9 protein-coding genes are annotated in these 14169 nt (G+C 46.7%); 5 read left to right on the forward strand and 4 right to left on the reverse strand.

Translation table 11 applies throughout. The features are described 5' to 3' along the window. Positions 1 to 237: 237 nt before the first annotated feature. The 3 genes from dnaJ to grpE all read right to left on the reverse strand — a co-directional run bounded on the left by dnaJ (position 238) and on the right by grpE (position 4743). Positions 238 to 1368, reverse strand: a complete 1131-nt coding sequence (dnaJ, locus tag QUB08_RS12225) for a molecular chaperone DnaJ (RefSeq protein WP_333224957.1) — start codon at positions 1366 to 1368, stop codon at positions 238 to 240. Between the two features lie 132 nt (positions 1369 to 1500). After that, positions 1501 to 3654, reverse strand: coding sequence for a molecular chaperone DnaK (dnaK, locus tag QUB08_RS12230; RefSeq protein WP_333224958.1), 2154 nt, complete (start codon positions 3652 to 3654; stop codon positions 1501 to 1503). A gap of 294 nt (positions 3655 to 3948) precedes the next feature. Then, entirely contained in the window at positions 3949 to 4743 is a 795-nt protein-coding gene (grpE, locus tag QUB08_RS12235; protein ID WP_333064231.1) for a nucleotide exchange factor GrpE, read from the reverse strand. Positions 4744 to 6038: 1295 nt separating this feature from the next. On the opposite strand from grpE, the gene QUB08_RS12240 reads away from it, so the two are divergent. From QUB08_RS12240 to QUB08_RS12260, 5 genes are all read left to right on the forward strand, one after another. Next, entirely contained in the window at positions 6039 to 8045 is a 2007-nt protein-coding gene (locus QUB08_RS12240) for a GspE/PulE family protein (RefSeq protein WP_333224959.1), read from the forward strand. A gap of 75 nt (positions 8046 to 8120) precedes the next feature. Then, the gene (locus QUB08_RS12245; protein ID WP_333085111.1) at positions 8121 to 9218 is read left to right on the forward strand and encodes a type IV pilus twitching motility protein PilT; all 1098 of its coding nucleotides are present in this window, start codon (positions 8121 to 8123) and stop codon (positions 9216 to 9218) included. 94 nt (positions 9219 to 9312) lie between these two features. Further along, positions 9313 to 10440, forward strand: a complete 1128-nt coding sequence (locus QUB08_RS12250; protein WP_333224960.1) for a type II secretion system F family protein — start codon at positions 9313 to 9315, stop codon at positions 10438 to 10440. Positions 10441 to 11717: 1277 nt separating this feature from the next. After that, complete coding sequence (locus QUB08_RS12255; RefSeq protein WP_333224961.1) at positions 11718 to 12839, forward strand: glycosyltransferase family 4 protein; 1122 nt, start codon at positions 11718 to 11720, stop codon at positions 12837 to 12839. Positions 12840 to 12850: 11 nt separating this feature from the next. After that, entirely contained in the window at positions 12851 to 13084 is a 234-nt protein-coding gene (locus QUB08_RS12260) for a hypothetical protein (RefSeq protein WP_333224962.1), read from the forward strand. A 124-nt stretch (positions 13085 to 13208) separates the two neighbouring features. On the opposite strand, the gene QUB08_RS12265 is transcribed toward QUB08_RS12260, so the two are convergent. Further along, the gene (locus QUB08_RS12265; protein ID WP_333224963.1) at positions 13209 to 14144 is read right to left on the reverse strand and encodes an exopolyphosphatase; all 936 of its coding nucleotides are present in this window, start codon (positions 14142 to 14144) and stop codon (positions 13209 to 13211) included. Positions 14145 to 14169 lie beyond the last annotated feature (25 nt).

The following is a 14169-nucleotide window of genomic DNA, read 5'->3' on the forward strand; positions in this document are numbered from 1 at the left end:
TGGAAACTGGAAAATCTAAAATTTTGTGTCCAATTGGACACAGACTATTATTCTTTCTCAAAAAAATGAGCGCAATTGCGCTCACTTTTTTGAGCGCTGCTGAAACCGAATGCCTAGAAACCGTCCCACCTGAGATTTTTGTGAGCAATTGCAAACAATTTTTTGACAGATACTAAAACAAATTGCCGGGGAATCCTCAAAGAGGAAAATTTGACACCCATGGGTGTCAAATTTTGCTTATTTCTGAAACAAATTGCCCAAAAATCCTTCCAAACCGCCTTTACCAGTACGATCGCCCTTCAGTTTAGCAAGCTGCATCAGCAACTCCCGTTCCTCAGCCGTCACCTTAGTCGGAATGTCAATAGACACCGTAATCAAATGATCGCCACGACTGACTGGATTTCCCAACCGAGGCACCCCTTTTTTCTCAAGAGTCAGAACAGTATTCGCCTGAGTTCCGCTAGGAATCAACAATTCCGTCGGCCCGTCTACGGTTTCCACTTCCAACCGGCACCCCAAAATTGCTTGCAAATAACTAATCTTAACTTCCGAGCTAACGTTAGTGCCGTCCCGCTTAAATAGCGGGTCTTCATTCACCGCCAAGAACACGTACAGATCTCCGGGCGGCCCGCCCAGTTTGCCGGCATCCCCTTCATTGGAAACGCGTAAGCGAGTACCGTTGTCAACCCCAGCCGGAATGGTGATTTTCAGCTTTTTCATCACTTCTTTCTGGCCCCGGCCGCCGCAAGTTTCGCACTTATCCTCAATCACTTGCCCGGTACCGTTGCAAGTGGGGCAAACTGAAACTTGAGTAAAGCTGCCGAAAGGAGTGCGGGTAGCGCGTCGGACTTGACCGCTACCGGTACAAGTCGAGCAAGTTTGGGGTCGGGTTCCCGGTTTCGCGCCAGTCCCGGTGCAAGTTTCGCAGGTTTCTAGATGCTTGATGCGGAGTTCTTTTTCCCCACCAAACACTGCTTCCCGAAAATCCAGCCGCAAATCGAGGCGCAAATCGTCTCCGCGCACCGGCCCGCTGCGCCTGCGACCTTGCTGTTGTTGGCCACCGACGCCTCCCTGAAAGCCCTGAAAGAAGCTTTCAAAAATATCGGCAAAGCTGTCACCAAAGTCTTGGAACCCAGGTGCGCCTGCACCGCTGACGCCTGCTTCGCCGAAACGGTCGAAACGGGCGCGGGTTTCGGGTTCTGAGAGTACCTCGTAGGCGCGGTTAATTTCTTTAAACCGCTCCTCGGCACCGGATTCTTTGTTGACATCTGGATGGTACTTGCGAGCTAGGCGGCGGTAAGCACGCTTAATTTCTTCTTTGTCTGCGCTGCGAGAAACGCCTAATATTTCATAGTAATCACCGGCCATAGAGCTGCTTGCCTGGAGGTAAATAACAAAAAGTGTACGAAAAAGAAACGGGCGACCTTTCCTGAAATTACAGATTAAAAATCAAAAATTCTCATTATTAATTTTTAACTTTTAATTTTTAGCTTTTCAGTTTTAAAGGAAAGGATTCATATCATCAACTTCAGGTTCGGGAACCTTCTGTTTTTGTTTTGACTGTGGATTTGACTGTGGATTTGACTGTGGATTTGACTGTCGTTTTGACTGTCGCTCCGGCTTTGATTCCGGCTTTGGTTCCGGCTTTGATTCCGGCTTTGGTTCCGGCTTTGATTCGAGCTTTGGTTCCGGCTTTGGTTCCGGCGGAGCTTGGGGCGCCACCAGCAGCTCTTCTTTCAGCAAAATGCTGTCGTCGTCCGCTTGAACATCTTCTGGTTCTGATGATTCTACTTCTGACATCATCTCGCTTTCAACAACAGCTCCTGACGGGGCTACCCCGCTGCGGGCTTGGTCGTAGACTGCTGTCCCCAGCGAGTATAGCAGTTGCTTGAAAGATTCGATTGCGGGCGTGAGTTCCTCGACTGTGATGTCAGGGTTAGTCATCGCTGCCCGCAAGGCTGCTGCGGCTGTTTCCGCTTCGGCCTTGAGCTCGTCACTCAGCAGTTGCGCGTTGGTTTTTAAAGTTACACCACAATTATAGACGAGGGAGTCAGCTTGATTTTTGAGTTCGACGAGTAGAGCGCGCTTGATGTCCTCGTCGGCGTAAAGTTCGGCTTCTTGTCGCATCCGCTCGACTTCGGTTTCGCTCAATCCCCCTGTATTGGAAATTTGGATGCTTTGTTCTTTTCCGGTTCCCTTGTCTTCAGCAGCCACTTTGAGAATCCCGTTGGCATCTATTTCAAAGGTAACTTCGATTTGAGGTACGCCACGGGGGGCTGGGGGAATGCCTTTGAGCAGGAACTTGCCGAGACTTTTATTGTCTTTAACCAATGCCCGCTCGCCTTGGAGCACGTGAATTTCTACCGAGGTTTGCCCGTCTGCAGCCGTGCTGTACATTTGCGATCGGCTGGTAGGAATAGTGGTATTGCGCTCGATTACTTTGGTGAACACCCCGCCCAAGGTTTCGAGCCCCAGGGAGAGCGGCGTCACATCGAGCAGCAGCAAGTCTTTGACTTCACCGCCCAACACCCCGGCTTGAATTGCCGCGCCTACCGCTACAGCTTCGTCGGGATTGACGGATTTATCGGGAGAAACGCCCCCAAAATACTTGCTAATTGCCTTTTGAACTGCCGGAATCCGGGTTGAGCCTCCCACTAAAATAATTCTGTCTATGTCTTTGGGGGTCAAACTTGCGTCTTTGAGGGCTTGAGTCACCGGATCGATCGTCGCTTGCACCAAATGAGCCACCAGTTTTTCAAACTGAGCTTTGGAGAGTTCCATTTCCAAATGCTTCGGCCCTTTCTCGTCAGAAGAGATGAAGGGCAAATTGATTGAGGTGGATTCGCGGTTTGAGAGTTCGATTTTTGCTTTTTCGGCAGCTTCTCGGAGGCGCTGCAAGGCCATTTTGTCTTGTGAGAGGTCACTGCCTTCTTGAGTCCGAAAAGCTTCTACTAGCCACTGGACAATGCAGTCGTCAAAGTCATCTCCTCCGAGATGGTTGTTACCGGAGGTAGCGTTGACTTCAAAAATTCCGTCTCCCAGTTGCAGGATCGAAACGTCGAAAGTACCGCCGCCCAGGTCAAAGACCAAGATTTTCTGTTCTATATTTTGCTTGTCCAGCCCGTAGGAAAGGGCTGCCGCTGTCGGTTCGTTGACGATCCGCAGGACTTCTAGGCCCGCGATTGTACCGGCGTCTTTAGTCGCTTGCCGTTGGGCGTCTGTGAAGTAGGCTGGCACTGTAATCACGGCTTGGGTAACAGTTTGTCCCAAATAAGCTTCAGCATCTTGCTTGAGCTTTTGGAGTACCATTGCCGAGATTTCTTGGGGAGTGTGAACCTTGTTCCGAATTTGGACGTTAACGGTATCGTCTTTGCCTTTTATGCAGGTATAGGGAGTCCGTGCTCGTTCTTCTTCCGTGTCGTCCCACCGCCGTCCGATAAATCGTTTGATACTGTAGACAGTATTTACAGCATTAGTTACAGCTTGCCGTTTGGCCAATTGACCTACTAAGCGATCGCCCGCCTTGCCGAATCCTACTATACTCGGAGTTGTGCGGCCACCCTCGGAATTGGCGATCACGACGGGTTTACCACCCTCTAACACAGCTACGCAACTGTTAGTTGTGCCTAAGTCAATTCCAATAATTTTTCCCATAGCGCCTCATAAAACTTTGTGGGATGTTTGGAAACCTCCAACTACAGGTTGGGGGAGGAAAAACGACTCAGCTTGTTCAAACAAGCATCACCCGACCAGATTTGTAGGAAATAAACTTGATGTCCTAAAGCAATATCTAAAGACGGGTAAAAACATTTTTCAGAATTTTTGGAGAAAGCGCTGACCTGCTTTTAGTCATCTTTAATTAAGAAGTTGGCGAGTCTGCCACCTGGGAACCCCCGAATTCTATTCGGGGGTCAGTGACTTGGAGGAATGCAGTAGCTTGTATCCCGATTAACCTTCCGAACTATCGGGATTTTCATCTGAGGCTACCACAGATAGCCCAGCCGCTGCAACTTTCACTTTGGCGTGCCGCAAGACGCGATCGCCCAGAATGTAGCCGCGTTCTAGTTCTTGGATAATTGTTCCTTCCTCGTGTTCGTCAGTTGGCTCGCTCAGCAGAGCTTCGTGGAGGTTGGGGTCAAACTGTTCACCTTCGGGGCGCATCGGAGAAACCCCGATTTGCTTGAGGCCGTCTACCATTTGCTTGTAAACGCTTTGGTAGCTTTTGTGAATGTTCATTTCGCCATCGGTTTGCGGCTTGATGTGCGATCGAGCGCGCTCGAAATTGTCAATTACCGGCAACAGGGGTTTAATGGTGAGACACCTTGCCTGTAAATCTAGCTCTTCTTTTTCCTTTTGGGTACGCCTGCGGAAGTTCTCAAAATCTGCTGCTAGGCGGAGATTTTGATTTTTCAGTTCTTCTAGTTGAGCGGATGCGGCTTGCAACTGAGTTTTTAAAGCCTCTTTTTCATCGTTTGCCTGGGCCAGTTCCTTCTTCCAAGGCTCCGCCGCGTCTGCAGTCGGACTGTTGGTTGAACTGCCGGTGACGGTAGGCCCCGATGCGTTTGCTGGGGTACGATCGCCCTGAGCACTTTGATAAGCTCGAGCCAGTTCGAGTTCCCAATCCGCCGATTCGTTCGAGTTTCCTGATGCCGCCGGATTTTCGCTTGCCATTGGGGAACCCTCTGGGGTGGTTTCCCCAGTTGAGTTAGGATCTTGATCTTGCTGTTTTTCCTCGTCAATCATAAAAGCTGCGCGACAGAACCCTATCAATTCTAGCAGATACAGTTAACCCGGTAAATCTAGAGGACTCGAATTTACTGTGTATGGCACAATGTGAAAAGAGGAAGTCTCGCCCGATCTGGAGACATTCCTCACAGCTTTCCATAAAATATTCAAAGCCCCGTTTAAATATTTAGGTATAATATTATGGCATTAATGGGGCAAACCCAACGTTTGTTGTTGCCTGATTTTTAATTAACCCGATCGCATTTACAACACTTTTTATAAGTATATTTGGCTGTTAAGTCTACTACAATATTTCCCACTTAGGAGGCTTGATGTTTCAATCTTTACTTAAAACGAGAGAAACTTAAAGTTATCGTCGGTCAGGCTGTGTTAGTCGCAAGCTGACACTGGCATTTTTTAGCATTTGCTGAGTTTCCCAAGTCAGGAGAAAGAGAAATTTGTATTGAGTGACTAAGTAGTTAGCTGTGTGCTTGTGTAACTCAGATACTAGGTTGTTAATCTTGATGCGAATTGGGGCTGTGGTTTTTCTGATTCAATAACGCCGAAGTCGCTTGAAGTCTCGAATTTTGGCCAGCCAAATGAGAGACATTAGTTGGTTTCGCTGAGGTGCTCATCTGTAAATACGATTGATATCTAATTTGCCTCTTCCCAAGATTTTTGAACCGTCAAGCTTAGGTCACAAAGGTTCGGACATCAGGGTAGAATCAAAGTAATATTTAGTGAGCCAAAACTAGAGTTGCTCAAAATTTGCCTTGGGGGCTCATGCAGCCGACGATCGGGCAGTGACCGCTCGCAGATAATTAATCAAAATATATTTCAAAAGAGCGATCGAGGCTTTCGTAAAAGCTATCATCACAGAACATAGCTCATCTTTAATTTAGTACAGCTAACCGCGCCACCACGGGCGCTGTAATTTGAGCAAACAATTTGGGAAAATAGAATTAGCCTGGGAGGGGGACACACCCCGCCCCGCTTTTCTCTCCCGGTACGGGGAACCCCCAAGTGATGTGCCCTGACGCTATAACGAGAGTATCCCGCAAGTTAATCAGGTAAGTAAGCAACCTAGCACTCAACGAACAAGATTTGATTGCAAGGATCGGCAAATCCCTCCAACATCTCGTCAATTTGTGGACGAAGCTTAGAGGGGACTGCGAGCTTACACTTGAGAGATAGGGATTGAGCAAGAAAATGATAGCTGATCCATAAGCAAAGAATACGGGGGTTAAAACCCCGCGTTGGTTTTCCTCTCAGCACTCTTTGTGACTGAGTTTCCCACCTATTGAGTGTTTTTTATGACTAGCACATCCCCGCTGCGCTCCACATCCATAGTTTCTGTGAGCCAATTTCCTCCGGCTCTCACCAAGATGATTCTGTCGGGTTACGTCAACGGCGAGCAAGTGAAGCAAGCTCAAATTGAAAGCCAGAAGTCGGGCAAGCGTTTGACGGAGGTATTAGAAGCACTTACCGGGCAGCCGTTGCCCCCAGAATTGCTGCGACTTTACAAGAAGCAGCAGATGTTTGAACGGAAGATAGTCTACGGGGTTGAAGCATTTGACCCGGAGATGAGCGAAATGTCTAACGAGCAACTCGGAGTTATGCTCGACGCGTTGAAGATTTCGATCGACATTTGTCACCAAGGTCGGTTTTTACCAGTAGCGAAGACTGAAACTGAGCCGGCGGCGGTTTTAGTGGCAATGGTAGATCCCGACAACCTCAACGCCATAGAAGATTTGCGGCGGATTTTACAGCCTCACGGCTTGGCTTTGCAGCGACGGGTGATTACGCCAGACGACTATCAGGACATTACTTCTGCTTATCAAGACGAACAAGTTAAGAGGGAAGCTAAAAAAGCTGAAATCGAAAAGCAGAGAAAGATGGATCTAGGGGAGGGAGATTTTGGCGAGCTCTCGCTAGAAGAGGATACTGCCGATCAAGAAGACCTCGCTAACACATTGGACGATGCTGAGGCGGCACCCGTAATTAAGGCCGTCAATATCATTTTGGCTAAAGCTTTGTCGGAAAAGGTGTCTGACATCCACGTAGAACCTCAAGAAGAGTTCATGCGGATTCGGATGCGGAAAGACGGGGTGCTGCAAGAGTATTTCCGGTTTCCCAAGCAGGTAGTCGCATCGATTACTGCTCGTTTCAAGATTATTTCCAACATGGATATTGCCGAACGCCGACAAGCGCAAGACGGCCGCATCCGCCGGGTGTTTGAGGGACGCACGGTGGATTTCCGGGTGAACTGCTTGCCTTCGCGGTACGGCGAAAAAATCGTGCTGCGGATTTTGGACAGTTCCAGCACTCAGTTGGGTTTGGGTTTGTTAATCTCCGACGAAGAAACTCTGGCTTTAGTGCGAGAGAGTGCTAGCCGTCCGTTCGGACTGATTTTGGTGACGGGGCCGACGGGTTCGGGCAAGTCAACTACTCTGTACTCGATTCTGGCGGAACGGAACGATCCGGGGGTTAATATCAGTACGGCGGAAGACCCGATCGAATATGCTTTGCCAGGAATTACCCAATGTCAAGTAATTCGGGAAAAAGACTTGACTTTTTCCAACATTCTGCGGGCATTTTTGCGGCAAGACCCTGACGTGATGCTGGTGGGGGAAACGCGGGACAGGGAAACAGCCAAAACTGCTCTGGAAGCGGCTTTGACGGGACACTTGGTGCTGACGACGCTGCACACGAACGACGCGGCCGGGGCGGTCGCGCGTTTGGCAGAAATGGGCGTAGAACCGTTCATGGTTTCGGCCGCTCTGTTGGGCGTGTTGGCTCAGCGTCTGATGCGGCGCGTTTGCGACAAATGCTGCATTCCTTACCAGCCTACTGCTGCAGAACTCGGCAAGTACGGTCTGTCGCCTTCTCAAGAAATTGATCTAACTGTTTACAAAGCCAACACCATACCGCTTGAGGAAAGGAAGGAACTGGCAGAACGCGAGCAACTTTGTCGGAAGTGCGGCGGCATAGGCTACAAAGGACGGGTAGGGGTTTACGAGTTCCTGAAAAATACTGAGCGGCTTCAAACTCTGATCACTCAAGGAGCTCCCACAGAGCAAATTAAGGAAGCTGCCGTAGAAGAAGGGATGAAAACATTGTTGGCTTACAGCTTGCAATTGGTGCGGGAAGGCGCGACTACTTTTGAAGAAGTCGAGCGGGTGACGTTTACAGACTCTGGGCTGGAGGCTGAAATGAAAGCAAAAAGCAAGCAGGGACTTACCTGCAAAACTTGTCAGGCGCAATTGAAGCCGGAGATGCTGGATTGTCCGTACTGCTTGACGCCACGCTTTTTGGATTGATTCAGCAGTTAACTGTTGACTGTTAACTGAGCTAGATTGGTCAATAACTATCAATTCGATCGAGGAGAGGTATCTATGGGTCTGATGATTGAAGACGTACTGGAGTCCCTGGTAGAGCAAGGGGGTTCGGACATACACATCCAAGCGGGCGCGCCTATATTCTTCCGAGTCAGCGGTAAACTAACTCCTCAGACTCAATACGGCGACATTCTGTCTGCTGAGGAAGTGCAGATCCTAATTTTCCAAATGCTCAACAATATGCAGCGCAAGCAGTTGGAAATGGAGTGGGAACTCGACTGCGCTTACGGCGTTCGGGGATTGGCTCGGTTTCGCGTCAATGTCTACCGGGAGCGGGGTGCTTGGGCTGCTTGTATGCGGGCTCTGGCTTCTAAGATTCCTAATGCAGATGCTTTAGGCGTGCCGCAAATTTTGCGGGATCTGACGGAAAGACCCCGGGGTATGCTGTTGGTGACGGGACAAACGGGTTCCGGGAAAACTACTACGATGGCGGCGTTGTTGGATCTGGTCAACCGGACGCGGGCGGAACATATTCTAACAGTTGAAGATCCGATCGAATATGTGTTTCCTAATATCAAGAGTTTGTTTCACCAGCGCCAAAAGGGCGAAGATACTAAGAGCTTTGCTAATGCGCTGAAAGCTGCTTTGCGCGAAGATCCTGATGTAATTCTCGTGGGGGAAATGCGGGACTTGGAAACGATCGGTCTGGCAATTTCGGCGGCAGAAACGGGTCACATGGTGATGGGAACGCTACACACTAATTCGGCGGCTGCAACGATCGATCGGATTTTGGACGTGTTCCCGCCAATTCAACAACCCCAAGTTCGCGCCCAGGTGTCTAACTCTTTGGTGGGAATTTGCAGCCAAAATTTGGTAATAAAAGTTGGGGGCGGCCGCTGCTGCGCTATGGAAATCATGGTAAATACTCCAGCTATGGCTAACTTGATCCGGGAGGGCAAAACTCCTATGATTTACTCTCAAATCCAAATGGGGGCAAAATTGGGTATGAGGACGATGGAAATGGCCCTCGCTGAACTTTACAAGAGTGGTAAAGTCACTTGGGAATCGGCAATGGCCAAGGCTTCTAAGGCTGACGAACTCGAACGCTTGATCGGCCCGGCACCTGTTGGTAGCGCCCCGGTAAAAGCTCATTAATTCCGTCAGCAGTCATTAGTCAGGAGTTCGCAGGCTGAATTAATGACTGATGACTGATGAGTCATAACTTTTAATAAATTTTCAGAGGTGAGCTGTGGCTACCAACGTTATCCGCCAAAAACCGAAAGGTGGCTTTGATTTCAGTAAGATTCAGGAGCAAATTGAATATAACCTTACCAGTCTTACTGTTAAGGATATGGCTATTTTTGCTCGTCAGTTTGCGGCTATGTTTAATGCAGGGGTGGCGATCGTGAGATGCCTTTCTGTGCTGCACGAGCAGTGTTCTAATGCTAAGCTGAAGCGAGCGCTCAGAAGCATGAATGCTGACGTGCAGGAGGGGATAAACTTGGCAGAGGCGATGGCTAAGTTTCCTGATGTTTTTGACCAACTGTTTATCAGTATGGTGGCGGCAGGAGAAGTTGGCGGGGTGCTAGATGAAACCCTAGACCGTCTGGCGGTGATGATGGAAAAAAATCACAAGACGGAGGCTGAAATTAATTCTGCCATGTCTTATCCGAAGACTGTGTTGTTTATTGCGATCGTGATTTTTTTCGCAATGACCATATTCTTGCTACCAACTTTCGCTAAAATCTTTAAGGATATTGGTGCCGAGTTACCTACTTTTACGCTGATCATGTTGGGAATTAGTGCATTTTGTACGGCTTGGCCTCCGATCCAACAGATAACAGTTATTGGGGTGATTATAGCGCTCAAAATTGCCTTTGATATGTACTATAAAACTCCAATGGGTCACCTACAAATTGATAAGATTGCCCTGAAGTTGCCGATTTTTGGAGATTTGATCGAAAAATCGGCTGTGGCTCGGTTTTGCGTGATCTTTGGGTCGCTGACGCGATCGGGCGTGCCGATTCTCAATTCTTTGGAAATTGTGCGAGATGTGGCTGGAAATCAAGCGATATCTAATGCGATCGAATATGCCAGACAGGAAATTCAAAGCGGCGGCATGATCAGTATTGCTTTGCAAGAACAAGCTGTTTTTCCGTCTTTGGCCATTCAAATGATGGCAATTGGCGAGGAGACAGGGGAACTTGACAAGATGCTGATGAAAGTGGGCGCTTTCTACGAAACGGAAGTGGAAGAAGCAGTAAAAGGACTTACGAGTATGCTAGAGCCTCTGATGATTGTGGTCGTCGGTGGTATCGTAGGTTCGATTTTACTGTCGATGTATCTGCCGATGTTCTCAGTGTTCCAGAAGCTGTAAAAAAAAGCTAATTAGTTATTAGTTATTAGTTATTAGTTAGTAGCAATTAACGCATAACCAATGACTATTTCAATCGTTCCCAGGCTCTGCCGGGGGCGAATTTTGGAGGAGGCATAGCCTCGATTAAAAGGAGAAAACAATTTGGAGGCAGAGCCTCCAAATCTTCATTACCAGGGTCTTCCCATTGGTGACAAGTTACGAAAATGTCACAAAAGTCAAGTAGGATAGGCAGACAGATTTAACTGCTGCCTAATCCTGGCTTTACGCTCCAGGGTAAACGCATCTTAATTTGAACCCCAAATATACTACAGTTAAATCCGAATAAATTTCAATGTAGCCATTGTATTTTATGGGTGCTAAGCTGTGTTGCATCTAGATTGCCTATGGTATTAGAGAGGGAGAGGGGGAGAAGAGGAGAGGGGGAGAGGATTTGACGATTTTTGATCGGGACTCGAAATATACAATTTAAATGCACAACAGCTTAAGCTAATCCGCATTTAAATTGCATAGTAAAATAAATTTTTCCTCTTGTGGGGAGTAGGGGTTGGGCCCGAAAGCCCGCCCTCAACATACAAATTAAATGCACAACAGCTTATCAATGGCAAAAGGTTTTACTCAAACTTTAAATTACCAACCAAAAGCAACCGATTCATTGCCTTCGGTAAATATCTTAAATGCCAGTTTTTCAGAAAATTTGGCCCATTTGAACGCTCCCAGAATATAAATAATAAAAAAATACTCAGAGATATTACAGGTGATCGCATATTAATTAAGGTATAATGGTGAGGGAAATTTTTTAAACATTTTACAGCATCATTCAAGCACAGCTCGTAAATTAAGGAATGAAAATTGAGTGTGATGCTGATAGCCAGCTAAGCACGATCGCTGGGGTTCCACCTAGTTGATTTATCTCCATCACGTACTATTGCCTAGGGCGTGTTTTCAAACTATAACCACAACAGAATGCAGGCGATCGCGATCGTGGCTGTATAATTGGCAGGCAGCTTCTCCTATCGAATAGCGATCCGACTCCATTGCTTGAGTCGGTTGATAGCACGTTCAACAATGTTCCGTTAGCGGTAGATTTGACGGCAGCCTTTTTCCATCTGCCTGAGTGAGGGATACCTGCCGGGAGTCCATTCCCAGTTTAACTGCTTGTTGGTCGCCGATCTCGTCTCCACCGCAGCCCTGCCTCTGGACCCTGCATTTTCTGTCATTTGTCAAGTACAATTTATACCAACTTAGATGCGATTACCCTGCACTAATAACCAATAAATATGGTTCACTTTAACGTTGCCTTTCAACACTTTAATTCCTTCACCGACATTACCCTATCCCTGGCGAAAACTTTAGACCAAATGGGAATTCCTATTTCGGTCGCACCTTCAACAATAGCCTCTCCTCTCAGCCGCCATTCCACAGCAGAAGAAAACGACCTGCTAGAGAAGTGGATGAACACCACACCCTCAGATTTATTTCATATCAAATGGTCTCATTATTGGAAACCTTATTTTTTAAAAGAACTCAACGGACATCTCAACTTAGAACTTTTTGCTATCAATTACGAATTCGCCACAAACCATGATGATTATGATTACTGGATTTACGATGCTGTTAACACTTTATCTCACAAACTAGCCGTCAGCCAATATTCTAAAAACGTTTTAATAAAAGCTGGATGTCCGGCGACCAACGTATCAGTCATGCCTCTAGGTTTCAATCCTTTAATCTCGCAACTCTATTTGCCCAGGCAGCAAAAAAACCAAAAAGATGTAAAGTATATTCTGCACATGACCAATTCTTTTGATTTCTATAGATTTGGCACGGATCTGGCCATTCAAGCTTTTTGGGAAGAGTTTAAAGATGATTCTAACGTCGAGTTAATAATCAAAGATGGCGGCAATAATCCAGATGTTATAGTGGAACATCTCGCCAATATCGAAAAGCAGCTCGGCAAGTTAAAGGCAAAAATTTTGATAATCCGTAAATTTTATAATAAAGCAGAACTAGCTGATTTATACTTGTCAGCCGATGCTTTTTTAGCTCCCTTTCGCGGCGAGGGTTTTGCAATTAAAATTTTGGATGCCTTTGCAGCAGGTTTACCCGTCGCTATGACTATGTACGGCGGCCCGACTGAGTACGCCAAGAGTGATAACTGCTATCCCATTGCTTACGATCTAATTCCCGTAGGAAAGTGTTACGATACTGAGTATCTAAAAATCCGAAATTCTCCTCATTGGGCCGAGCCAAATATTCAGTCTGTTCGCGAACAGTTGCGAAAAATTGTTGAAGACCCGATGCGTTTTCGGGTAGGTCAAAAAGCTAGAGAGACGGCGGATTTATTTAATTGGGAAGCTGTCGCTCAAAACTTGCTAAGATTAATGCGAAAGTTGTTTTAGGAGCAGAAATTATGGGACTCGAACGCAAAATGTTTAGGGGAATGTTTTCACCCGGGGAGGTGGTACGATTGAAACAGCCTTGTTTTACTCCCGGGCGCTTGTTTGAGCCAGGAAAATATAACGCTGATGAGTTGCCGGATATCGCTTTTGATATGGGTTTGGTAGACCATTTGCCACCCGTCAAAGGCAACAGTTCAGAAAATCTCAATGTTCAGAACCCGCCAGCTCAAAACCTTGAGAACTAAACTCCCGTTTGCAGTAAGGACTTCAGTCCTAAAAATCCCCATTTGTAGTAAGGACTTTAGTGCTGAAAATTAAAATAAATAATCTAAAGACTCAAGTCCTGACTGCAAAAAAGATAAAGCCAATTTAACCATTTTGCTCTATCTGGGCAATTAACTCTTTCAAAACTTGACTAGCTTTATCGTTCTCAATCTGACAAGTTCCGGCATTCTGGTGGCCACCACCGCCATATCTTAACATTAACTCCCCAATATTAGTTGTAGAAGTTTTGTTAAAGATTGACTTGCCAACTGCGAAAACAGTATTTTGTTGTTTCAGTCCCCAAAGTACGTGAATCGATACATTGCACTCAGGGAACAAAGCGTATATTACAAAACGATTCCCTGCATAAATCACCTCTTCGTTACGCAAATCCAAAACAACTAAATTATTATAAACTTTGGCGCAGCGCTGTATTTGCTCTTTAAATTTTTCTTCTTGCTCGAAGTAGAGGTCTACTCTTTCCTTTACATCAGGAAGCTGCAATATTTGGTCGATGGTATGATATTTGCAGTAATCGATTAACTGCATCATTAACTGATAATTGGAAACGGTAAATTCTTTAAACCTTCCCAACCCCGTTCGGGCGTCCATTATGAAGTTTAACAGCACCCATTCTTGCGGCTGCAAAACCTCTTCTTGGGAAAATTGAGCGGAATCTGATTTGTCAACGGCCGTCATCATCGCCTCAGAAATATCAGGAAACTTTGCTTGGCCTCCATAATATTTGTACAATACCCTAGCAGCAGAAGCTGCATAGGGATCGATGATGTGGTTAATTTTGATTTTCTCGTGTCTAAGAGTTTCGCTGAAATGGTGATCGAAAGCTAGATGAACTCCCTCAACATAGGGTAAATTGGTGCTAATATCGTTATTTGTTATTTCGATTTTCCCATCCTGCATATCTTTAGGATGCACGAATTTAATCTCGTCGATCATATCGAGTTCTTTGAGCAAAACGGCACAGACAAGACCGTCAAAATCGCTGCGGGTGACTAATCTGTATTTTTTAGTGAGTGGCATATGCTTCTGTGATGGGGAGGAACTT

Source organism: Microcoleus sp. BR0-C5 (genome assembly GCF_036705045.1).
In the GTDB taxonomy this organism is placed as follows: domain Bacteria; phylum Cyanobacteriota; class Cyanobacteriia; order Cyanobacteriales; family Microcoleaceae; genus Microcoleus.